General features: G+C 51.0%; 23 protein-coding genes. 18 read left to right on the top strand and 5 right to left on the bottom strand.

What is annotated here, in order from left to right; genetic code table 11:
- Window positions 1–160 precede the first annotated feature (160 nt).
- Window positions 161–634 (bottom strand): hypothetical protein, encoded by a 474-nt coding sequence (locus WC593_06900; GenBank protein MFA4824873.1) that lies wholly within the window; start codon window positions 632–634, stop codon window positions 161–163.
- 263 nt (window positions 635–897) lie between these two features.
- On the opposite strand from WC593_06900, the gene WC593_06895 reads away from it, so the two are divergent.
- The 4 genes from WC593_06895 (at window position 898) to WC593_06880 (ending at window position 5,465) form a co-directional block, all read left to right on the top strand.
- Complete coding sequence (locus tag WC593_06895) at window positions 898–1,488, top strand: hypothetical protein (GenBank protein ID MFA4824872.1); 591 nt, start codon at window positions 898–900, stop codon at window positions 1,486–1,488.
- Between the two features lie 245 nt (window positions 1,489–1,733).
- A complete protein-coding gene (locus tag WC593_06890) occupies window positions 1,734–3,140 on the top strand; it encodes a helix-turn-helix domain-containing protein (GenBank protein ID MFA4824871.1) in 1,407 nt (468 codons plus the stop codon).
- Between the two features lie 289 nt (window positions 3,141–3,429).
- The gene (locus WC593_06885) at window positions 3,430–3,612 is read left to right on the top strand and encodes a type II toxin-antitoxin system HicB family antitoxin (protein MFA4824870.1); all 183 of its coding nucleotides are present in this window, start codon (window positions 3,430–3,432) and stop codon (window positions 3,610–3,612) included.
- Between the two features lie 917 nt (window positions 3,613–4,529).
- A complete protein-coding gene (locus tag WC593_06880; GenBank protein ID MFA4824869.1) occupies window positions 4,530–5,465 on the top strand; it encodes a cation diffusion facilitator family transporter in 936 nt (311 codons plus the stop codon).
- 68 nt (window positions 5,466–5,533) lie between these two features.
- Here WC593_06880 and WC593_06875 read toward each other — a convergent pair whose 3' ends face one another.
- Window positions 5,534–6,052, bottom strand: coding sequence for a hypothetical protein (locus tag WC593_06875; GenBank protein MFA4824868.1), 519 nt, complete (start codon window positions 6,050–6,052; stop codon window positions 5,534–5,536).
- Window positions 6,053–6,411: 359 nt separating this feature from the next.
- Here WC593_06875 and WC593_06870 point away from each other — a divergent pair, with 359 nt between their 5' ends.
- The 8 genes from WC593_06870 to WC593_06835 all read left to right on the top strand — a co-directional run bounded on the left by WC593_06870 (window position 6,412) and on the right by WC593_06835 (window position 12,732).
- Window positions 6,412–6,738, top strand: a complete 327-nt coding sequence (locus tag WC593_06870; GenBank protein ID MFA4824867.1) for a PadR family transcriptional regulator — start codon at window positions 6,412–6,414, stop codon at window positions 6,736–6,738.
- On the top strand, window positions 6,725–7,318 hold the full coding sequence (locus tag WC593_06865; protein ID MFA4824866.1) for a DUF1700 domain-containing protein: 594 nt from the start codon (window positions 6,725–6,727) through the stop codon (window positions 7,316–7,318). The genes WC593_06870 and WC593_06865 overlap by 14 nt, the downstream gene beginning before the upstream one ends.
- Window positions 7,315–8,160 (top strand): toast rack family protein, encoded by an 846-nt coding sequence (locus WC593_06860; protein MFA4824865.1) that lies wholly within the window; start codon window positions 7,315–7,317, stop codon window positions 8,158–8,160. The genes WC593_06865 and WC593_06860 overlap by 4 nt, the downstream gene beginning before the upstream one ends.
- Window positions 8,161–8,240: 80 nt before the next feature.
- Window positions 8,241–9,500: an S-layer protein gene (locus WC593_06855; GenBank protein MFA4824864.1), complete on the top strand. Its 1,260-nt coding sequence runs from the start codon at window positions 8,241–8,243 to the stop codon at window positions 9,498–9,500.
- Window positions 9,482–10,696 carry an ABC transporter permease gene (locus WC593_06850; GenBank protein MFA4824863.1) on the top strand — a complete coding sequence of 405 codons (1,215 nt, stop codon included), beginning with the start codon at window positions 9,482–9,484 and terminating at the stop codon, window positions 10,694–10,696. The genes WC593_06855 and WC593_06850 overlap by 19 nt, the downstream gene beginning before the upstream one ends.
- Before the next feature lies 1 nt (window position 10,697).
- Window positions 10,698–11,396 (top strand): ABC transporter ATP-binding protein, encoded by a 699-nt coding sequence (locus WC593_06845; protein ID MFA4824862.1) that lies wholly within the window; start codon window positions 10,698–10,700, stop codon window positions 11,394–11,396.
- A 77-nt stretch (window positions 11,397–11,473) separates the two neighbouring features.
- The gene (locus WC593_06840; protein MFA4824861.1) at window positions 11,474–11,959 is read left to right on the top strand and encodes a hypothetical protein; all 486 of its coding nucleotides are present in this window, start codon (window positions 11,474–11,476) and stop codon (window positions 11,957–11,959) included.
- Between the two features lie 101 nt (window positions 11,960–12,060).
- A complete protein-coding gene (locus WC593_06835) occupies window positions 12,061–12,732 on the top strand; it encodes a SprT family zinc-dependent metalloprotease (protein ID MFA4824860.1) in 672 nt (223 codons plus the stop codon).
- A 304-nt stretch (window positions 12,733–13,036) separates the two neighbouring features.
- On the opposite strand, the gene WC593_06830 is transcribed toward WC593_06835, so the two are convergent.
- Window positions 13,037–13,933 carry a UbiA family prenyltransferase gene (locus WC593_06830; protein MFA4824859.1) on the bottom strand — a complete coding sequence of 299 codons (897 nt, stop codon included), beginning with the start codon at window positions 13,931–13,933 and terminating at the stop codon, window positions 13,037–13,039.
- A gap of 157 nt (window positions 13,934–14,090) precedes the next feature.
- On the opposite strand from WC593_06830, the gene WC593_06825 reads away from it, so the two are divergent.
- The 6 genes from WC593_06825 to WC593_06800 all read left to right on the top strand — a co-directional run bounded on the left by WC593_06825 (window position 14,091) and on the right by WC593_06800 (window position 20,162).
- Window positions 14,091–14,672 (top strand): DUF308 domain-containing protein, encoded by a 582-nt coding sequence (locus tag WC593_06825; GenBank protein ID MFA4824858.1) that lies wholly within the window; start codon window positions 14,091–14,093, stop codon window positions 14,670–14,672.
- A gap of 167 nt (window positions 14,673–14,839) precedes the next feature.
- On the top strand, window positions 14,840–15,388 hold the full coding sequence (locus WC593_06820; protein ID MFA4824857.1) for an N-acetyltransferase: 549 nt from the start codon (window positions 14,840–14,842) through the stop codon (window positions 15,386–15,388).
- Between the two features lie 96 nt (window positions 15,389–15,484).
- Window positions 15,485–16,732, top strand: coding sequence for a DNA methyltransferase (locus tag WC593_06815; protein ID MFA4824856.1), 1,248 nt, complete (start codon window positions 15,485–15,487; stop codon window positions 16,730–16,732).
- A gap of 140 nt (window positions 16,733–16,872) precedes the next feature.
- Window positions 16,873–17,940, top strand: coding sequence for a hypothetical protein (locus tag WC593_06810; GenBank protein MFA4824855.1), 1,068 nt, complete (start codon window positions 16,873–16,875; stop codon window positions 17,938–17,940).
- Window positions 17,940–18,347 (top strand): hypothetical protein, encoded by a 408-nt coding sequence (locus WC593_06805; protein MFA4824854.1) that lies wholly within the window; start codon window positions 17,940–17,942, stop codon window positions 18,345–18,347. The genes WC593_06810 and WC593_06805 overlap by 1 nt, the downstream gene beginning before the upstream one ends.
- 159 nt (window positions 18,348–18,506) lie before the next feature.
- Window positions 18,507–20,162 (top strand): AarF/ABC1/UbiB kinase family protein, encoded by a 1,656-nt coding sequence (locus tag WC593_06800; protein ID MFA4824853.1) that lies wholly within the window; start codon window positions 18,507–18,509, stop codon window positions 20,160–20,162.
- 7 nt (window positions 20,163–20,169) lie between these two features.
- Here WC593_06800 and WC593_06795 read toward each other — a convergent pair whose 3' ends face one another.
- Window positions 20,170–20,697: a DNA-deoxyinosine glycosylase gene (locus WC593_06795; GenBank protein ID MFA4824852.1), complete on the bottom strand. Its 528-nt coding sequence runs from the start codon at window positions 20,695–20,697 to the stop codon at window positions 20,170–20,172.
- A gap of 30 nt (window positions 20,698–20,727) precedes the next feature.
- On the bottom strand, window positions 20,728–21,009 hold the full coding sequence (locus tag WC593_06790; GenBank protein MFA4824851.1) for a ferredoxin-thioredoxin reductase catalytic domain-containing protein: 282 nt from the start codon (window positions 21,007–21,009) through the stop codon (window positions 20,728–20,730).
- Window positions 21,010–21,118: the final 109 nt, after the last annotated feature.

The following is a 21,118-nucleotide window of genomic DNA, read 5'->3' as shown; positions in this document are numbered from 1 at the left end:
ATTGTTCTCTCTCTCAATCTTCCCTTTTTTTAAAGAAACTCAAAGTGTAACTCAATAAACTTTGTATTTTTTAGTTAATATCTGAAAGTATCTCATGTTTTAATTCCAAATATTGTAAAATGCATATAGAATTTATTGTTCTTGACAAATAAATGAAGAATTATTCCTTTTTATTCGTTGCAGGCTGATTAATTGGTAGAGGTTTATTTCGGGTTCTGTTTAGTGGAATTGTGACATTAATTAAGAAGTATATTATAGATAATGTCAGAATCGTAAGCTCCAACGATACCCCAAGAAAGGCTATTGCCAATGGTGCAGTTGCTGGAAAATAAGAAAATATTATTGTAAATATTCCGGTAATAATTGCTGCTATGGGTACTATCGTTAGGTATAGAAATTCACCCGGAAATGTTTTGTTAAGAGTGACAATGATAGCATATATTGCGAAAATTGCCGCTAGGAAAAATGCAGAAGTGTTAATGCATGCGTTTGTGACATCAATGAAGAAAGTTCCAGGAATAGATTTCAATTGAGCAAGTTCCAGGATTAGAATAAAAGCAGAAATGCCAGCCACTCCAAATATAATTGAAGCAACGATGTCTGTTCCAGTAAGTTCATGATTTCTAATTTTCACATTTTTACCTCTTCTTTTTATGATGCACCTCCATTATCATAACAATTTCGTCAATTCAATTACGAAAACGGGTTTGCAGCATTGTGTGACGTAGGGAATCCGTAATGAAGTATAAAGATGGGGGCTGATGCCCCCATACCCCTGGAAGCGATGAACGCCGCCGCCCCCGGAGGGACGCCCCCGCGGCGGTTCAGGGACCGGGTTCAAAAATATTTCACAATATATTTACCCGATGGAACTGATTTTTGGTTCAGGTAATTTCCTTGACTGCTGGCCGCCCCATAACTTCCATCCGTGTAACGCTTGCCCTGATGCTGGTGATGGTGGCGGTGCTGTTGACGGCGGGGTGTGCGGGGCAACAATCGTTCGGGATTGGGAAGAGTGTGGGAAACGAAACCCTGGCTGGAACAATAAATGCGAATGCCAAGTCCAACGAAGAGATAGTCCTTGCGCTGAAAATGTACCGGGAAAATCTGACATATCCCCGGAATAAAATCCCGGATAACCTTCTCCAGATCATTGATCCGAGTTTTCCAAAAAACATAGTATCTGTTGACGAACTGAAACAGTTCATGATCTTATCCAACCAGTTAATCCCAGCCGATCAGGCAGGTACTAAGTTTAATCTATCGAATAAATCTGGTAATCCGCCAGGTGATCAGGTCCACCTGATTATTCATCTTAATTCGACTGCTCCATTACAACTTATTGATCCCATCGCTACCTCAGTGATAATACGAGATGCAGAATCTCACGTCGTTGTAGTGTGGATTGACGTAAGAAATCTCGATGCTCTTGTCTCAATGGAAGGTGTTAAAAGAATCGAGCTAGTCGTTCCTCCGGAACATTCATGAAAATGAAATAGATGAACGCCGCCGCCCCCGAAGGGACGCCCCCGCGGCGGTTCAGGGACTGCTTATCCCCTTAAACCGACCCGCCCAGCGAGGCCCCGACGAGGTGGCCGAGCGACCCCGCAGACCGTGTGCCTGCACACCCCGGCTCCGCGACCAGCTTCGCGTTTTCCAGCATTTATGGATAAATCAATAACACACTAACCCGTATCTTTAAAAACAGGATTTTAAGCGGGAGTACCTGCCCAATGGACAATCTCACTGCACTTATCCGGCACGGCGAAAGCGAGACTGTGGAATTCAAGGAGCAGTGGAACGACCACGGTCTTGAAGCGCTCGCCTCATTCGTCAATACCAAAGGGGGGACCCTCCTTATCGGGGTGAGGGATAATGGAACGGTTATCGGGTGGACTGGTGATGACCGGGCACAGCAGACCATCATCAACCAGATTGTCGAAATACTCCGGGTCCAGCCATCGGTCTCTGTCCAGCAGGAAAAGAAAAAACCCGTGCTTGTTATCGAAGTAAGGCCCGGCACCACCCTTGCCACATGCAGGGGCAGGTATTTTCAGCGGGTAGGCAACACAACGCGCGAGATCCCGGCCGAGCAGCTGGGGCGTTACTTCATTGCAAAACTGGGTGTTCAATGGGACAGCATCGCTGACGACTATGCTCTTGAGCAGATTGACCCCGCAGCGGTAAAGCGCTTTCGCGAACTTGCAAAAAACCGGCTCCCGTTTGCCCGCGATGATGAATCTGTTGAGAGCCTCCTGCAAAAACTGGAATTGATCCGTGACGGAAAAATCACTCGTGGCGCAATATTGCTGTTTGGGAAAAACCCGCAGGCTTCATTCACTTCTGCCCAGATACACATGGGCCGGTTCAAAGACGCCATTACCATCATTGATGACAAAATCCTGAAAGGCAATCTCTTCTCACAGGTGGATGCAGCGGTGCAACTGTTCCAGCAATATATGCAGGTCCGGTATGAATTCGGTGAAAAGCCGGTCAAAACGGAGCCGCTGTCTGCAATGCAACGAACCGAGATCTGGGATTACCCGATCAAAGCCCTGCGTGAAGCGGTGATCAATGCGCTTATCCACCGGGATTATTTCCAGACCGGTTCCGAGATCCAGATCCGAGTTTACGATGTTCGCGTCGTGATCACAAACCCCGGTGGTCTTCCGGAGGGGATGACGGTCGATGAACTCCGGCAGGAAGGTCATCGTTCACTACCGCGAAATACGCTGCTCGCCCAGGTTTTTTATTACGGTGAATTGCTGGAGAAGTGGGGCACGGGTACAAGCCGCATGATTACGCTCTGCCAGAATCACGGGATTCCCGAGCCGGAATTTTCTGCACATCCGGATTGGTTCAGCGTAACATTCACCAAAGATTTCTACACGGATGAACGACTTCTTGCAATGGGACTTTCTGACCGGCAGGTTCAAGCCGTGCGGTATGTCAGGGAGCAGGACGTAATCACGAATAAAGCGTACCGGGAACTTACCGGTGCTATTGATCGGACTGCTCTCCGGGACTTGAATGATCTTTGCATGAAGGGTATTTTCTTGAAACGGGATAAGAAGGGCAGGGCTACTGAGTATGTTCTGGTGAAAAAGAATCCCGACAATCCCGACATTAGCCCGACATAATCCCGACAATCCCGACATTTCCATTCAGTTGTCACATTCCCCTTTTTTGAAATTGCCATCGAAGAATCGGCTGCTGTAGTATCCGCACTTTTCGCCCCTATTCTCAGCGCCCGCCCCCTTCCGTGAAATCTCCACCGCCTCATATCAATTGCTAAAACAGGTTTGCGGGATTGCATCACTTGGGGAAGGCCACGCGATTTCTGGATAAGTCACCCTTCAAAAATGTCCCGCGACCTTCTCATATATCTTTATTGAAGCCCCCGGCATACAGTCAATATAAGATCAGATTATGAAATTTTCAATTTTAATAGAACAGGATGAAGACGGGCGGTATGTTGTGGAATGTACTGATCTGCCGGGATGCATGACCGAAGGCGCTACTCTCAAGGAAGCAATTGAAAATATCAATGAGGCAATTGTCGGTTGCATCAAGTCCCGGTTGAAGACAACAGCATTGGCATGTATTGCGTGAAGTACAAAGATGGGGACTGATGCCCCCATACCCCCGGATATGATGAACGCCGCCGCACCTAAAAGGGACGCCCCCGCGGCGGTTCAGGGACTGTTTGTCCCATTCCGTGCACAGATCCAAACCCTTCACGAAAACTTTTCAAGCAGACTTTGCCTGAAATTTTTTCATCAGACCCTGCTTGAAAATTTCTCATCGCGATCATGATCGCGTTTGAAAAGTTGATCCGGATCAACCGGACATTGCCTGAAATTTTTCAATCGGATCTTGATTGAAATTTTTTGGGCAGACTTTGATTGAAAAAAAGAAACCGGACCTTGATGAAAAATTTTCAACCAGACTTTGATTTTATTTTTTTAAGCAGACTTTGATTGAAAAAAAATAACCGGACCTTGATTGAAAAATGAATCCGATGCTACCCTTCAGACGTAAACCTTCCCCCGGCAATGCAATCAAACCCTGCTTAAAATTTTTCAACCGGACTTTGATTTGAAATTTTTAAGCAGAGTCTGACTAACATTTTTACGTCAAACCTTGCTTGAAATTTTTCAAGCAGATCTTGATTTTATTTTTTCAGGCAGACTTCGATTGAAAAAAAATAACCGAACCCTGCTTGAAAATTTCGCATCGCGATCACGATCGCGTTTGAAAAACAAATCCGGATCAATCAGACCCTGATTAAAAGTTTTCAACCGGACTTTGATTGAAATTTTTTTTTAAGTAAGCTGTAATTGCAAAAAATTAACCAGAGTCTGTTCAGTTCGATTCATTGAACGTTCCTGAACAGGTAATACGGCACTATCGCAATGCGCAGGGGCGGTTTCTGTGGGGACAGGCACGGTCCCCTCCGTTACGTATAAACGGGATTGTCGCCGTCCTGAAGTTTCATTAGTATTCCAATCATACAGGTATAGACATACATGACAGGTGAAGAGATCAGCAACGGAGGAGGCGAAACCGGAGAGTCCCGCCAGCAGCTGGTCTTTACCGGGCTCTGCATTGATCTCCTTGTCCTGATCCCTGAGTCCATCGCGGTTATCCTCTCCGGATCCATGACCCTGTTTGCCGATATCATCAAGGGTGCAAACGAGATCCTGGCCACCACCTTTGCCCTCATTATCATACGCAGGGTGACGATTGGCGGGAAGTTCACGTACGATTACGGCATGGGAAAGTTCGAGTCCTTAACACGGATCATCACGGGTGGTGTGATGTTCATATCCATCGTGATCCTGCTCTTCTTCACCATGCACCGGATTCTCAATCCCGAACATTTCGATATGGACGCTGCGTTCATCGGTATTCCGCTCATGCTCCTTGTCAGTATCACGGACTCGTACCACTGGAAGAAAAACTATCGCCTCGCGCAGAAAGAGCCCACTCCCATCATGGAGGCCCAGTGGCGGCTCCGGCGGGCCAAGACCTTCTCCGACCTCCTTATCCTCTTTGCGCTGGTGCTTTCGGTGCTCCTCGTCCAGTACAGCTGGTCGGAGTATATCGATCCGATCGCCTCTCTGGTTATTATCGGGTTCCTGCTGTTCGCGGGATACCGGGAGATCTCCTCCTCACTTCCGGATCTGTTTGACAAGACTCTGGAAGAAGAGCTCCAGATTGTCATCTTAAAGGAACTGGTCGGCTCGTTCGAAAAGTTCCATGAATTCCACGGTGTCCGGTCGCGCCGGTCCGGGGCCAGGATCTATATCGACATCTACCTTGGGTTTGATCCGGAGCAGAAGGTGGGGGATATGCAGGAGTCCATCGATTCCTTAAAGGGCTCTCTTGAAGCCCTGATTCCCGGCAGTGTTGTCTGCATTATTCCTACGAGCGAAAAGGATATACAGCCAGTCGCTTCGTAACCGTGATGCGATTGCATTGCTGGTTGTATTCCAGCCACGTTTTTTCCGCATCATAACAGTACAATGAATTATTCTCTTCGTGATGGAAAACCCCCGGGTGTACCTACTATAATCCCGATCATTGGAAAAGAATCAGCATATAAGTAAATCTGCCGTTTTGTGAGGTTATTCGAACTAGTATAGAGAAATGGTATTCCTTCTTGGGTTAACATGAATACCATTAAATTTATCAAATCAAATTCCCCCATATAGGCCCCAAAATTGATTGCACATATCTTGTCATCTTGTTTTTTCATTTTATATTCTGGATAAAGACCAGAAAGTTTGGCCGAATTGATTTGACTATGTGCCCAACATTCTAATTGTTCAATTCCTTTGAAATCGTCAGTAGGTGTAGAATGCCTAATGGGTTGTTTTAACCCGAGTGGTGAAGGTTTCCAATGTAAAGATCCACTTTTATGCCTTGAAGTATGGAAATTTAATCCTTTTTGTTTGTGGAAAATGTAGACATCTCCCTTCTTAGAGACAGAGATTTTGCCGATTGAATATTTCTTATCGTCTAATATTCCAATGATCTCGATCTCCATATAAACTGACCTCAGTGTTACTAATTACAATTCAGAAGTTATATCGACCTCATTTTATTACTACCCGTTCAAAACAACATTACAAAACGCTGAGCTGATCGATCTCCCGCGATCCACCACCCCCGTGAACCAGTGCCGATCTCCCGTCAATGCACCAGAACCTCCGGTCGAGAACCTTTTATACCAATGGACCATAATAATAGTAAGTATCTTGTAATGCAAGATACTGTGTTAAACACTGTGGCCTGCGTACCCGACAACAAATACCCTCTCAAATTTCCCGGGCGAACCGCGTCCTCCATCAGGATGTTTCCGTTCCCTGCCCGGGATTTGGGTACGCAGGTTCTCAGGGAGATGTCATGAATATCCAGTTTAAAAAAGGCGTGCTCGAAATCTGTGTCCTTGCCGTTCTGGCCCGGAAGGACTGCTACGGGTACGAACTTGTCAACGAGATCTCCAAAAGAATTGATATCTCGGAAGGCACGATCTACCCGCTCCTGCGTCGCCTCAAAGATGAAGGGTATGTCACCACGTACCTGCAGGAATCCGAAGAAGGTCCCCCGAGAAAATATTACCGGCTGACCGACAGTGGAAGGAAAGAAGAACATGAACTCAAAGAGGAATGGCTGCGGTTTACAACAGCGGTGAACGCGCTCCTCGTGGGGAAAAACAATGCTGCAGAATGAACAGGAATATATCCGGATTTTGAAAAACCGGCTTGAGGGAACCCTTCCGGCCGAGGATCTTGAAGACCTCCTTTCAGATTACCGGGAGCATTTCAGGCTCGGAAAGGCGGATGGAAGATCGGAAGACGAGCTCTTCTGCTCCCTTGGCTCTCCTGAAGATGTTGCAAAGGAGATCCGGGCAACGCATCTCGTTAAAAAAGCCGAGCACACCTGTTCCTGCCGCAATATCTTCCACGCTGTCGTGGCAACCCTCGGCCTCGGCCTCTTCAACCTGGTATTTGTGCTGGTGCCGTTCATCATTCTCGTTGTCATGCTCCTGGTTATATTCCTGGTCGGGGTTGCGTTCTCTCTCTTTGGGCCGGCGGCCTTTGTCTATGCGATACTGCAGCTCCTGGGATTCCCCTCGTTTTCCATCTGGCTGTCTCCCGTGGCAGGGATATTCCTTTCAGTAGGAATCACTGCAGTCGGGTTTCTCTTGGTAATCGGTGATTTCTATCTCGCCCGGTTCTTCTACCGCATGGGCATCAGCTACCTGAAATGGAATATTCAAATGATTACCGGGACGGTGCATACGGAATGAGCGCAGATATGCCAAATGACGGGAAAAAATATTGCATCAAAGGTTTCCTCAGCGGTTCAGGCACAACACCGACACGAATAATCCTGTGGCTGGTTGCCATTGCTATCGTATCCTTTGCCATCGGGTTTGGCATCCTCGCGGTCTCGGGAGGATTTTCACCCGGTATGGCTCACCCGAATTCTCCGTTTACCCACACCGCATGGATCGCCTCCAATACAACGGATTTCCCGCTGGGTGGTGCCACATCGGGAAATATTTCTGTCACTATGGGTGCCGGGGAGATCACGCTGAATGGTGGTGCCCGGGACAATATACTGATGGAAGCTACCGTCTTTTCGAAATCTCCGGAATGGCAACCGGATTTTTCATCCACCCTTGACAATACAACAAAAACGGTCCGGATGACTGATAAGGGTCATACCGGAAAAGCCTGGTTTGCCGTGGATTCCCCGAACAGCTGGGAAATCCGCCTTACCGATAATGTTCCGGTTTCACTGGATGTGAATATCGGTGCCGGGGATTGCCAGCTGAATCTTGGTTCGGTTAATCTCCACAATCTCAACGTCCATTCCGGTGCCGGGGATACCGGGATAGATCTTGGCCGGTATCGTGGTGGACGGTTTGATGCCACAATCACGAAGGGGATTGGCGACCTGACCCTGAAAGTTCCCGGTTCGGGCAATACCCGTATTACCGTTCACCAGGGTGTTGGCGATATCACCGGCTCCGGGTTCACGCAGAACAATGGAGCGTATGTTACTCCCGGTTTTAACCCGGCCCTACCGGTCAACGAAATAGCGGTAAAACAGGGTGTAGGCTCTGTTCTCCTTGAGATGGTGTGATTATGAAAACCAACCAGAATTATTTAGGTCATGGTACGAAAAAAGAAATTAAACTCTCTCCCGTAAGCAGAGCGATCTCTATGAAGTGGATAATCTCAATTGTTGTTGTCATCGCGCTCATGAGCGCAATGGTGGTTCCTGTGTCCGCAGAAGGTACACCCACCGTAACGATTACTGACTATAAAGTGAACCCCTCGGTGCTCATGCCGGACAGTCTCGGGACTGTCACCATAACGATAAAAAACACTGCGGCAAGTGCATCCATCAGTGAAAAATCCGGGCAGTTATCGGATGCTACCTATGCAACGGTAAAAACCACGGATATCAACGTGAACCTTGAGAACGTGCATCTTGAAGGAAATGGCGTTGAAGTCCTGAGTAAGGATTATGATAGTGTCGGTGAGATCGGTCCCGGGCAGTCAATCCCCATCACCTTCTCGATCCGTGCCCCTTCTAAGAGCGGGATGTATTATCCCGAAGTCTGGATTGACACCACGGGGGGAAAGAGCACCAAGTACCCTGTGCCGGTCAATGTCAATACGGCTGTAGGAATTCAGAGACAGGCGATCCTGATCCTGGATTCATCGCTGGGGGCTACTGCAAACCCGGGAGAGGAGATTCCGGTCACCCTCACGGTCAGGAATGCGGGGCAGACCCTGGCAGATGACGTGACGGTAAAGATCGACAATCTGAGCACGGTCGTTGCACCAAAGAATGCCGATCTTTATCATCTGGGAGTGATCAGTCCCGGTGAGCAGCAGACGGTCAACCTGGTCTTGCTCTCCGATAAGAAGGCAAACGCCGGTCTTGTCCGGATACCGGTGACCCTCAGTTACAATGCCATCGACGGGATTATCCATACCCAGTCAACCGGGATCGATCTGATGATGAAAGGCAAAGCAGAACTGGGTTTTGTCTCAGTGGATACCAATCCGCCCCGTCTCACCGAAAATACCCCCTTTGATCTCACGATTCGTATAGAGAATACCGGCACTGGTGACGCAAAACAGGTATCGGCAAAGATAGATCTCCCGGCAGAAGGGACAAAAGAGGCATTCATCGGGAAGATCAAGCCCGGTAACGATGCTCCGGCCATCTTCCTTCTCGAAGGTGCAAAAGCAGGCAGCCATCCCTACAATCTTACGATCACCTATACCGATGACATGGGTGTCCACACGATGAACCGGCCAATGGGTATGCGGGTGCCTGCTGCGGACAATTCGGGGACTCTCATCCTCGGGCTCATCATACTTGGGATTATCGGGTTCGTTGCCTACCGGTACTGGTACCTGCCTAAAAAGAACGGGGACGGAAAATTCCCATGGGTAAAAAAGAACTAAAGGTTGCCTTCCTGCTGGCGCTGCGCTCGCTCCAGCGGGGAAGCCGCTCAAGTGTAGTCCTGACCGTGCTTATCATTGCCATGTGCTTTGCCAACATGGTCTTTTTGCCCGGACTCTTCAACGGGATAGGCCAGAGTATAACTAAGCAGGTCGTGGATTACGAAATCGGCAATGTGCTCGTCACCCCCAAGTCCGGCGACAAGTACGTGATGGATCTTGATGCAACGCTGGATCTCATCAATGGAATGCCCGGCGTGGAGAGGGCAACCCCTCATATCAGCAAAGGGGCGACTCTCAAATACCGCCAGCGTATGCTCGGGGTCTCAGTGCGGGCTATATCGCCCAATGACGAGAAGTACGTCTCCCCCCTGTATACCAAGATGGTCGCCGGCAGCTACCTTGGCGACGGTGATACCGGGGAAGTGATTATAGGAAAGCCCGTTGCCGGGGATGCCACCATTAAGGAAGAGGATGAATTCCAGGCCTCGCTTGGCGGGGTCCGGGTTGGCGACTCGATCACCATCGAGTTTGCCAACGGGTATACCAGAGACTACCGGATCAAAGGGATCTATTCTACCGGCTGGTCTTCGGCAGATAATACGGTCTATGTGACCATGAGTGATATGCAACTGGTGGAAGGAAAGCCGGTCGATTATGCAGATTATATCACGGTTAAAACAAAGCCCGGCTACTCGGAGAAATTTGTCAAGGACGAACTCCAGCAGTATGGTGTTTCCCAGAAAGTACAGACAACCGCAGATCTCATGGCAAAGAGTATGGGCAAGGCCCTCCAGAGTTTTGCGATCATCAACATGGTCTCTCTCATTGTAGGGATCATCATCACATCGGTCGTGCTCTTCATCGTCATCACCATCAAGACTCTCAACAGCCGCCGGCAGATTGGGATTTTAAAAGCAATCGGTGTGGATAAGGAAGTCATCATGCATAACTACGGGTTCCAGGTCATCATCATGGCAGTCATGGGAATCTTCTTTGGGATCCTCCTCACATCGCTTATGGCCGTATATCTTACCGCCCACCCCATTGTCACTCCTGAATGGTCTGCTACCCTGTACCTGACCCCTATGGACTATATCACGAACTCCCTGATCCTGTTCCTTGCGTCAATCGTGGCCGGGTATGTCCCTGCCTACCAGGTCTCCCGCGAGGATATCCAGTCTGCCATGAGGGCCTGATATGATCGATATAATTGACCTGCGGAAAATTTACCGGATGGGAGATGTCGAAGTCAGGGCGCTGGATGGCGTGAGCCTTGATATTGCAAAGGGCGAGTTTCTCGGCATCATGGGAGCGAGCGGGAGTGGCAAGACCACGCTTCTTCACATGCTGGGTCTCCTTGACGAACCCTCATCGGGCAAGATTATTATTGATGGAACAGATGTCGGGAAATTTTCTGATTACGAAAAGACGATGTTCCGGCTCTACAAGCTCGGGTATGTCTTCCAGGACTATGCACTCGTCCCTGACCTGACGGTGATGGAGAATGTCTCTCTTCCCGCGATGCTCCGCAGGGACCGCGACGATGAGCAGATTAAAAAGGACAGTTTTCACATCCTGCAGCAGATCGGCCTGTGCGACCGGCGGGACCACCTCCCCCGGGAACTCTCCGGTGGCCAGCAGCAGCGTGTTTCCATCGCCCGGGCGATCGTGAACAAGCCGGACATCCTCTTTGCCGATGAGCCGTGTGCAAATCTTGACACCGAGAATTCACGGATGGTGCTGGACCTCTTCCGCGAGATCAACGAAGAGATGCAGCAGACCATCGTAATGGTCTCGCATGAGGACTGGCACAAGGAGTATTTCCACCGCATCGTCCGGCTCAAAGATGGCAAAGTTGTGAGTGACGGGTTCAACGGATCCGGGAAGCATGCGTAATATGGCATAGCGGATGCTGCGAATGAGGCAAACACCAACCCTTTGGTTAAGGGATAGATGGAATACAGGAGAAAGACATGAACGAAAACTGGTGTATGATGAAAGACGAAAAACAACAGGATGGACAACAGAAATTTCCTCTTTGGATGGCACTTGTAATGGCAGCGATCTCCGGCTGGTCGCTGCTTGTCGGCAATGAGACAATCTTTCCCACAACACTGGTATTCTCGCTGCTCTTTCTCGTCATCTGGATCGACCGGAGCGGAGGGATGGCCGGCATCGGAACGAGCCCGGTCCATTTGGGGGATGCAGGACGTTATACCCTTGTCACATTTGCCTGCCTGATTGCGCTCTCGAGCCTAGTCGTCTCGATCTGGCTTCCGGGCTTTGCGGAAGCAAATGGTATGACCGGATTATATGACGGAGATTTTGTGAGGGTGACCATCAACGACTTCCATGAATTTTCCTACATGACGAGCTTCCTGCTCCTCATGGGCGCTGCGTTCCTTCTCTATTTCCGCCGCCGTCATCCTTCCGGGACCCGGGATAATGCCTGCCTGTGACAAGGCAGGGACCCTCTCTTTTGGAACTATTAGTTATTTGCCGGAATAATCACCTTTTTTCATTGTCCCGTTGAGGGTACTGTTGACATCCCGGAACCCTTATGGACGATATCCGCATTGAAAAGATAGTCCGCTCCCGCCGCCGGACAATAGCGCTGGTCATTACACCGGAAGCACAGCTGATTGTCCGGGCACCGCTCCGGGCATCGGCCGCGATGATTGACGATCTTGTACGGGAAAAGCGCAGCTGGATCCAGAAGAAAATCGGGGAGATCCGGCAGCGGCCCGCTGCAACGGCACATGCGTACACAGAGGGTGAGACCTTTCTCTATCTTGGGCGGGCATACCCGCTGCATATCGTGGAAAGCAAAAACGGGGCAATCGAACGCACTGACCGGTTATGCGTATGCAGGACGCTACTCCCGGACATAAAAAACCAGTTAAGACGCTGGTATATGCAGGAGGCCCGGCGGGAAATACGGGCACGGTGCATGTGGTTCTCGATGACAACCGGCCATATCCCGACAACGATCCGCATATCGGATGCCCGGCAGCGCTGGGGTTCCTGCACCCACAAGGGCGGGCTGAATTTCAGCTGGCGGCTCATCCAGGCGCCTCCGGAGATTATCGATTATGTGGTGGTCCATGAACTGGTCCATATCAGCCAGCCGGACCATTCGAAGAAGTTTTGGGCGAAAGTGAAGGCGATTATGCCGGATTACGAGCAGAGACGGAAGTGGCTCCGGGAGAATGAGCGGCTGCTGAGGATATAAAAAACAACGAGAAAATAGGGCAGTCTTGCTATGAACCCCCCCCTCTTGTGCCACGAGTCCCCCGCTGGGGGACCGGGCACAATTGCGATAGTCACAATATGGATTTCTGTTGATCGATGAGGCAGGTATTCAGCAGCCCCCCTTCGCATTGGGACGGTGTTGTATGGCCTGTTCCGGCACTATCGTATTGTGCCCCGCCCCCTTGGGGGCTGGTGGCACAAGGGGGGGTCAGAAAGAAAAACCTGACAAAACCGGACCGGTCGTTTTCTCGCGAAATGTATCTTAACTGTGAATCTACTCTCTCTTACAACAACGCCCCCGCCGCTATCCCCCCCGCGTACAGCACCATCGCCACATGGAAGCACGGCAACACTTTCAGCGTATCCTCGGGGGACTTCGTTTTCAGGATTATAATATTTGCATAGAGAAGGAGCACCAGCCCTGCGACGATACCGGCGCGTGCAATTAAGCCAAGCCGGGTCATGAAGATGATAGCGGTCACCACATGGACGGCGGTAAAACCGGTGATCCAGTACGCGGTCCTGTCCATGCTGTAGAGGGTCGGAATTGTGTTCATCCCGCGTGCCCGGTCGTTTGCCACATCGATTAAGTCATTTGCACCCAGATGGGCCAGTGCAAACGGGTAGAAGAATGCAAAGTACAGGAGCGCGTTCAGGTCCGGGCTTCCAACGCAGAGGTACCCTGCAACCGGGAACAATGCAAAGTCTGTCCTGCCTATGAGTTGCGCAAAGGGAAATTTCTGCCCGCGTTTTTCCTCCTGGTAAAAGCACTCAATCGCAAAGCAATAGCACATCAGGATGAGGACGTAGATCGAATGCGGGGCAGGCAGCGTAAGGATAAGGGTGGCCGCGACAGCAGCAAGGATAAGAAAAAGAACGAGCGCACTACGGGGGGAAACGAGTCCGGCTGGTATGGGTCTTGTGCCAAACACCCTCCAGTATTTCGTCAGCTTATCGGTTTCGATATCTTTCCGGTCATACTCGCGATCAATATAATCATTCAGCACAAGCCCGGCTTCAAACCCGAAAAACCCGATAAGGGCAACCCGCACGAGATCCAGCCATGCAAATCCCCCATAGGTAACCGTGGCGAGGAGGTACCCGGAGCAGAAGAGCAGGGGCCAGGCAAACGAGAACTGGAGCCGGGTGAGATCAATATAGGCCCGCAGGGTTGCGTTCATGGTATCCGGTATAGGATTTTCTCCCAGATACACCCTGTGATTCCCGGTGTGTGAATACTTCGGATTCCCGGCACGTCTCAATCAGATATCTCCCGTAAAAGAGGTCTCCATAAAACACATACTATTATAAAATATTCAAAGACAATGTGAACATATCATGAGTGACGTGAAAGAAACAACAGAGGCATCTGATATAATTGCATGCTACACGAGCCTTTTGCCGTGGTGGCTGGTACTGGTGTGGGGACTCCTTTCCCTGATCATCGGGATTATGTTCCTGACAACGCCGGGCGTAACCACTCTCCTCCTGATCACTTTCATGGGGGCGTACTGGCTGGTGGGTGGATTGTTCACCCTTGGCAGTCTTGTTGTCGATAAGAGCAATATGGGATTGAAGATCTTTCTTGCCGTGGTCAATATCATCGCCGGGATTCTCATCCTCCTGTACCCCCTGTACAGCACGGTGTTTATCCTGGCATTCTTTGCAATCTTCATTGGTTTCTGGGGGTGTTTCATTGGCGCAGCCCACCTGTACCAGGCATTTACCACAAAGGATGCCGGTAACGGTGTGCTGGGAGTGATCAGCCTGATCTTTGGTCTGATTATTCTGATCTACCCCATGTATGCAGCAGAACTCATACCGTTGATCGTTGGGGTGTTTGCCATTGCAACCGGTATTGCAGCAGTGATTGCAGCGTTCCAGGTAAAGAAAACCTCTGCATCCCCTGCTCACGGATAACCCGATTATCCCCGCCCTTTTTACAAAGAAAATGGCTCCGTCTCATGTGCCGGTAGGCTTGGCCATCCGGAATCATAGAGATTTTAAAAACGGGTATACCGGGAAGAACCGATCCAAGAATACCGCGGACTACCATCCATCATTTATCCTCAAGAACCGTATAGGAGATGATGGGATCTTTTTTTATCCGCACGGAAACCCCGTTTGATATCACGGATATTTTTGCCGTGCATAACGATGCCTTTGCGCAGGACGGTGAAGCCCGGCTTGTCAATGCCCTGCGCAAGGATGGAGATTTCACGTCGGATCTTTCCCTTGTCGCAATTCATAATGACCGGATTATCGGGCATGTGCTCTTCCCCCCGATCACGATCGAGTCGCCTGGTAATAATCATACGAGCGTTCCTGCCCGCGCACTGGCACCGCTGGGGGTCGACCCGGCATACCAGTGCCAGGGTGTCGGGGCAGCACTTCTTGAAGAAGGTCTCAATGCCTGCCGGCAACTCGGGCATCGTGCGGTGATTGTCGTCGGCCATCCGGGTTATTATCCCCGGTTCGGCTTTTCCCCGGCCCGGACGTTTGGCATTTCCGCCCCCTTCCCCTGCCCGGATGAAGCGTTCATGGCGATCGAACTTGAGCCCGGAGCACTTGACGGGGTTCATGGGACGGTCCGGTATCCCCCTGCGTTCGATGCAGAGGGTGCCCACACGGGATAAATAAAAAATCCATTTTGATGCCAGATAATCGCGCCTTTTTTTGTCCTGTTACAACCAGAGCGGATATACCCTTCACGGCACAACCTGTACAGTACGATGGGATTGGAGACGAGAGAACCCGGCCGCACAGGATTTGGCCACACTCTTGCAGGATTCACCAGTGATGCCGGCATTCCCACTCATGTTGAACCCCTGGATCCAACCGTCCCGGCACTGAAGAAATACACCAATGAGTTCTGGACGTCCCGCCAGCGTCAGGCCTCCTCCATTCACGAGATCTCGTACCGTGCCTGTTTCAAGCCCCAGCTCCCCCGGTTCTTCATCAATCTCCTGACAAAAAAGGGAGATTTCGTGTATGATCCTTTCAGCGGCAGGGGGACAACGGTAATAGAAGCAGGGCTCTCGGGGCGCAACGCGATCGCAAACGACGCGAATCCCTTATCCCGGATCATGACTGAGCCCCGGTTTTTCCCGCCGGAGTATGAGGCAGTAGAGAAACGGCTGGCATCTATCCAGGCGGAGACCTGCACAGCCGATATTGACTTATCGATGTTCTATCATCCCGATACCGAGAGGGAGATCATTTGCCTGCGGCAGTACCTGCTGGCACGACAAGCCGCCTCACGGGATGATATGATCGATCGCTGGATTGCGATGGTTGCAACGAACCGCCTGACCGGGCATTCGCCGGGTTTCTTCTCGGTCTATACTCTTCCCCCCAACCAGGCGGTATCTCAACTGAGCCAGCAGCGGATCAACATAAAACGAAATCAGGTGCCTGAGTACCGCGACACCCACCGGATCATCCTGAATAAGACAAAAAGCCTGCTGCGCAGTCTTACTCCAGAAGAGCAGAAGAACCTGAACCATGCCGGCAAAAACGCCCGCCTTTTGACCGGGGACTCCCGGAATACCCCGGAGATTCTCAACGATTCCGTGCAGCTTACGGTCACGTCACCCCCGTTTCTCGATATTGTACAGTATAAGGATGACAACTGGCTTCGCTGCTGGTTCAATGGTCTCGATGGCCGGGTGATCGGGAACGGGATTACGATGGCAAAAACGGTGGGTGCCTGGTCCGGGGTGATGGGTGCGGTATTTCATGAGCTCTACCGCATCACCCGCCCCGGGGGATATGTCGCTTTTGAGGTAGGAGAGGTTAAGAAGCGGTCGATCCGGCTGGAAGAACATGTGGTACCGCTGGGGATATCAGCGGGGTTTTCCTGCGAATGTGTGCTTATCAACCAGCAGACCTTTACCAAAACCTCCAACATCTGGGGGGTAGACAACAACACCTCCGGTACCAATACCAACCGGATCGTCATCTTTTCAAAAAACCATTAAGGTGTGCGGCTTGCGGCAGGTAGTGGCTGCGGGATTCTGGCGTTCGTGCCCTGGTGTAACACACCTTTTTATTGATATATGCAGGTAATGTACCGTATCATGTGTGCAGCACAGCGATCACTGACTGGCCGGGAGTCACCATGAGTTGCCACCCCCTGCGGGCAGGGTTCTTTGGAATACTCTGTCTGGCACTGCTCGCCCTCATTGTCTGCGTTCCGGTCCATGCAGCAGATCCCGGGTTATCTGCGGCGGACCGGAATTTTCCCATCCAACAGGCATACCTCGCATGGATGTCAGAAGTTACTGATGCTGAGATGGCTGCATCGGTCTCCTATGTTGAGACTCTCTATGGTGAAGACACCGGCACGATGATATCCCTGCACTCCGATTTCTCGAAAGCCAAATCAGCCATCGGTTCCATTGCATCTCAGCCGGCACTTGACAATCATACCTCCCTGATGCAGAAGACGGCCCTTGCATTTAACCGGGAGACGATAAACCAGACCACTGCCCACCAGGGAAAGATTTCAGACCTGCAAAGCCAGATTGGCAGGGCTGTGAATGCCAATCCCTACATTGCGATGAAAAAAGATGATTACTGGATCATAAGGAGCACTCACCAGATGGATGATTTCGATACCTGGGTTGCACAGACGCAAAAAACCTTAGATGCCCTGCAGGTCCAGGGATTTCCGGTAACCGAGACCCAGCCGTATCTCACCCGCTTTTCCAGTTTAAAGGCCGATATGAAATCTGCTCTCGATTCAAGAGATTTCAATAAAGCTGATACAACCGCTCTCATGATCCGGAATCGCTCGGTTGAAATTACCGACCGTATCGCGGCGCTCCAGGGGGAGGTCTCCCAGGATGAAACCGCAGCGTTCCGGATCGACGAGGCTGACCGGGTTATTGCACGGGGAGACCGGATCAACCGCCAGCTTGTCGAGGCTATCCTCGATATAGGTGCTGCCGAGCCGGCTCTCTCCAAAACAAAAGTGGATGTGAAGCTGGCCCATGGTGCACTGAATGGCGGGCAGCCCCGCCTTATCTCGACCCAGCTTCAGCTGATCAAAAAAGATTACCGTGACCTTGCTGCGGCATACCGGGATATCGCGGTCAGTGCCAGCCTCCCTGAGGGGATGGCAGATATCCTGAAGGCAACGTCGATCTCTTTGGAAGAAACAGCAGACCGGATCGGTGAATCCTGATGACCTCCCAAGCCTTCCGTTTCATAAAAGTCGCCGTCGTCCTCGTGATCCTCTGTCTTCTTTCCGCAGGTTGTATTTCCGGGAAAGATACAACATCCGCTGCTGCAACACCCGCTACTGCAACACCGGCTCCCACAAAAAATCCCGCAAAATTGTCCACCCCCCTGCCGACATCTTCACAAGTGATCGTTTTGGATGATGGAACGAAAACCTGCAGCCAGTTAAAAGGAACCATTGCCATTCCCGGGCAGGTGTGCCCGGGGAGATGGCTGACGGCATCTGACAGTTTCAGCTGCTGTTCAAAAAACCCTGTGGCCGGAACGACTGCAAACCCGCGTCTGACGGTTGCACCCCTCGATCTCCGGATCACCCACAATGATACTTTTGTCGATATCGGAACCGGATAACCACCTTATCCCGGCACTTTTTTACCTTGAAAGATGGGGCCGCTTCATGTGTATGTATGGGTGTGGCCATCGGAAACCTGCAGTATTTTCTTACCCTCTCCCATTACCCACGGCGTAAAAAAAGCACGCATTAAGTATCTCCACTACCAATAGGTATGCATGGTCACCCGTATCAGGCGGTATGCGCAGATCGTGGATGTGCTGGGCCAGTACGGCTTCAGTATCGGGCTTGAAAAGTTATTCCCCGGCAGAGCCCGGTTCAGGCTCTCCTCATCCGGCAAAGCCCCGGAGACGTCCACGGTCTACGAGAGGATGCGGCTCACCTTAGAGGATCTGGGACCCACCTTTGTCAAGTTCGGGCAGATCATGAGCACAAGGACGGAACTGCTACCGCCCGAGCTGATCGAGGAGCTTAAAAAACTGCAGGACCATGCAAAGCCCCTGCCGTTTTGTGATGTGCGGGCTGTGATCGAAGAGAACAGCCCCGATATTTTCGACTGGTTCAGCGAGATCGATGAAACGCCCGTTGCCTCTGCCTCGATCGGACAGGTTCATCGTGCCGTCCTTAAAGACGGAACTAAAGTTGCCATCAAGATCCAGCGCCCGGGTATTGGGGAGATTATCGAGACCGATATCACGATCCTGAAATCCATGGCAGAACGGATCGAGACGGTGTTTCCCGAGACCCGGATCTATAATCCCTCCGGCATGGTGGATGATTTCGCACACCAGATCGTAAAGGAACTTGATTACACACGGGAAGCCCGCAATGTCGAGCGGATGGCCCGGAACTTCCGGGATGTGCCGGGCATACGGTTCCCGAAAATTTACTGGGAATTTACCACGCCCCGTCTGATGGTGATGGAATTTATTGAGGGTGTCAGGATTGATAACCCCGACTCTATCATGGAAATGGGACTGGATCCGCACGACATAGGTGTGCGGGGATTCCACGCCTATCTCAAGATGATCTTCGAAGACGGGTTCTTCCACGGGGATCCGCACCCGGGTAACCTGTTTGTCACCGCGGAAGGAGACATCGTCTTTCTGGACTTCGGGATCGTGGGTATCTTACGGCCCGAGAAACGGCAGAATTTTATCAACCTTCTCTTTGCTCTGGTCACCGATGATATCGAGATGATGCTCCGGTCCCTTGAGGGTTTTGGGATTGCCATTGCCGAAGAGGACCGGGAAGCAATGCGGGACGATCTCTATATCATGATGCATGATTTCGGTGGTGGGGACGAGGTCTCGCAACTGAACTTCCGGCTTGTGGTGACCGAGCTCACCGAAGCGATGCGCCGCTACCGCCTCAAAGTACCCCTGAGCCTGATGCTGCTATTAAAGGTCTTTATCATGGTCCTCGACATCGGCGTCCGGCTTGACCCGAAATTCAACTTGGGAAAAGAGGTCACGCCCTACTTAACGAAACTGGCCGATACCAATACACTCTCTGCCGGTTACATCAAACGGGCATCAACATCGCTCCTTGATGGTGTCGATGCCCTGCTGGACATGCCCCGGAATCTCAACCTGATGCTGCGGCGGTTGTCTACGGGAACATTCAAACTTGAGATCGTGGACACCGATATCCAGAAACTCCAGATGGCACTCGATAAGGCCAGCGACAAACTGATGATCGGTATGGTTGTTGCCTCGCTCGTGGTGGGATCTTCTCTGGTTCTCCAGTCCTCTTCATTCGTACTGCCAAAGGAAGTCTCATGGATTGCAATTCTGGGGTATACCGCTGCGGTGCTGGTCGGTTTCTATGCCATCTACCATGTCATATTCTTAAAATTCCGTATGGAACGGTAACCCCCGGTTACTCTCCCCTTTCACAGTTCGCCCGGATAATGTCCCAGGCTTCAATTTTTTCTGCAAGAGTATACCGGGTGTTTGCAGGGCTCGTTGACGGCAGGATACGGCTTTCAATGGCCGGTGGCATATGCATCCTGCGGAAGTAGCGGCCAGCAGCAGACCCGTTCAGGATGATGAGCCGCACGGTGGGGTGTGCGATGAGGAACCCGCTGATATCGTTGAAGGCCGGCTCCCTGATCTCCTGATCCGCACTCCCTCTCCTTGAACAGGTCCGCACAACATCCCAGAGCGCGATATGGTGCCCCGTAAGGTTCGCAATCCGATCCTGGTACGGGAGCTGGCGATCGATTCCGAACAGCGCATCCATGATCTTCCAGAAATGGTTCTGGGGATTTCCGTAATACTCGCTGTGCCGGAGTGATTGTACGCTGGGAAAACTGCCCAGGATAAGGACCCGGGGGGAGTCCCCGGTCACGGGAGGAAAACCTGCTGAGTCCGCTGCATGGAAACGGGTTCTGCACAGGCCGGCCATAACGAGGTAGACTGTAAAAAAAATTAAAAATCAGGGTTCTTTAAAATACAGGCTGCAGTGGCAGTGTCCCTGCTTTGCCACTTCCTCTTTATGATAGAGGCAGGGGCATTCGATTGCCCGGTCCTTCTCCTCGTCACCACTCCGGAGGCGGCAGGGGCAGTAGGGCCGGCCGAACTTTGTCTTATTGCGCACCAGTCCCTTGATCACGGTATTGAGCTGCTTTTCATCGGTATTGAGTGTCCAGCCGTGTTTATGCGCATAGCCTTTTGCCCATTTAAGCATATCAGCATGCTCTGCACTTTCTTCTGTCATGGTATCCTGCCGAATTCTCCTGATATATCGATAATTATGTATACGAGACGTTAGTCTTTGTGCTCTATGCACCGGCTCATTGCGCGATTTTTCATCCTCTGAACCGGGT

Source organism: Methanoregula sp. (assembly GCA_041645435.1).
In the GTDB taxonomy this organism is placed as follows: domain Archaea; phylum Halobacteriota; class Methanomicrobia; order Methanomicrobiales; family Methanospirillaceae; genus Methanoregula.
Note: the sequence above shows the minus strand (reverse complement) of the source record. Positions and strands in the feature narration are given on the sequence as shown.

Excerpts from the sequence above, each read along its gene's own strand:
- WC593_06790 (MFA4824851.1), bottom strand. The coding sequence starts at position 21,009 with ATGACAGAAGAAAGTGCAGAGCATGCTGATATGCTTAAATGGGCAAAA.
- WC593_06795 (MFA4824852.1), bottom strand. The coding sequence starts at position 20,697 with ATGGCCGGCCTGTGCAGAACCCGTTTCCATGCAGCGGACTCAGCAGGT.
- WC593_06830 (MFA4824859.1), bottom strand. The coding sequence starts at position 13,933 with ATGAACGCAACCCTGCGGGCCTATATTGATCTCACCCGGCTCCAGTTC.
- WC593_06880 (MFA4824869.1), top strand. The coding sequence starts at position 4,530 with ATGACAGGTGAAGAGATCAGCAACGGAGGAGGCGAAACCGGAGAGTCC.
- WC593_06835 (MFA4824860.1), top strand. The coding sequence starts at position 12,061 with ATGGACGATATCCGCATTGAAAAGATAGTCCGCTCCCGCCGCCGGACA.
- WC593_06855 (MFA4824864.1), top strand. The coding sequence starts at position 8,241 with ATGAAGTGGATAATCTCAATTGTTGTTGTCATCGCGCTCATGAGCGCA.
- WC593_06815 (MFA4824856.1), top strand. The coding sequence starts at position 15,485 with ATGGGATTGGAGACGAGAGAACCCGGCCGCACAGGATTTGGCCACACT.
- WC593_06845 (MFA4824862.1), top strand. The coding sequence starts at position 10,698 with ATGATCGATATAATTGACCTGCGGAAAATTTACCGGATGGGAGATGTC.
- WC593_06805 (MFA4824854.1), top strand. The coding sequence starts at position 17,940 with ATGACCTCCCAAGCCTTCCGTTTCATAAAAGTCGCCGTCGTCCTCGTG.
- WC593_06820 (MFA4824857.1), top strand. The coding sequence starts at position 14,840 with ATGATGGGATCTTTTTTTATCCGCACGGAAACCCCGTTTGATATCACG.
- WC593_06825 (MFA4824858.1), top strand. The coding sequence starts at position 14,091 with ATGAGTGACGTGAAAGAAACAACAGAGGCATCTGATATAATTGCATGC.
- WC593_06800 (MFA4824853.1), top strand. The coding sequence starts at position 18,507 with ATGGTCACCCGTATCAGGCGGTATGCGCAGATCGTGGATGTGCTGGGC.
- WC593_06890 (MFA4824871.1), top strand. The coding sequence starts at position 1,734 with ATGGACAATCTCACTGCACTTATCCGGCACGGCGAAAGCGAGACTGTG.
- WC593_06875 (MFA4824868.1), bottom strand. The coding sequence starts at position 6,052 with ATGGAGATCGAGATCATTGGAATATTAGACGATAAGAAATATTCAATC.
- WC593_06850 (MFA4824863.1), top strand. The coding sequence starts at position 9,482 with ATGGGTAAAAAAGAACTAAAGGTTGCCTTCCTGCTGGCGCTGCGCTCG.
- WC593_06865 (MFA4824866.1), top strand. The coding sequence starts at position 6,725 with ATGCTGCAGAATGAACAGGAATATATCCGGATTTTGAAAAACCGGCTT.
- WC593_06810 (MFA4824855.1), top strand. The coding sequence starts at position 16,873 with ATGAGTTGCCACCCCCTGCGGGCAGGGTTCTTTGGAATACTCTGTCTG.
- WC593_06860 (MFA4824865.1), top strand. The coding sequence starts at position 7,315 with ATGAGCGCAGATATGCCAAATGACGGGAAAAAATATTGCATCAAAGGT.
- WC593_06870 (MFA4824867.1), top strand. The coding sequence starts at position 6,412 with ATGAATATCCAGTTTAAAAAAGGCGTGCTCGAAATCTGTGTCCTTGCC.
- WC593_06840 (MFA4824861.1), top strand. The coding sequence starts at position 11,474 with ATGAACGAAAACTGGTGTATGATGAAAGACGAAAAACAACAGGATGGA.
- WC593_06885 (MFA4824870.1), top strand. The coding sequence starts at position 3,430 with ATGAAATTTTCAATTTTAATAGAACAGGATGAAGACGGGCGGTATGTT.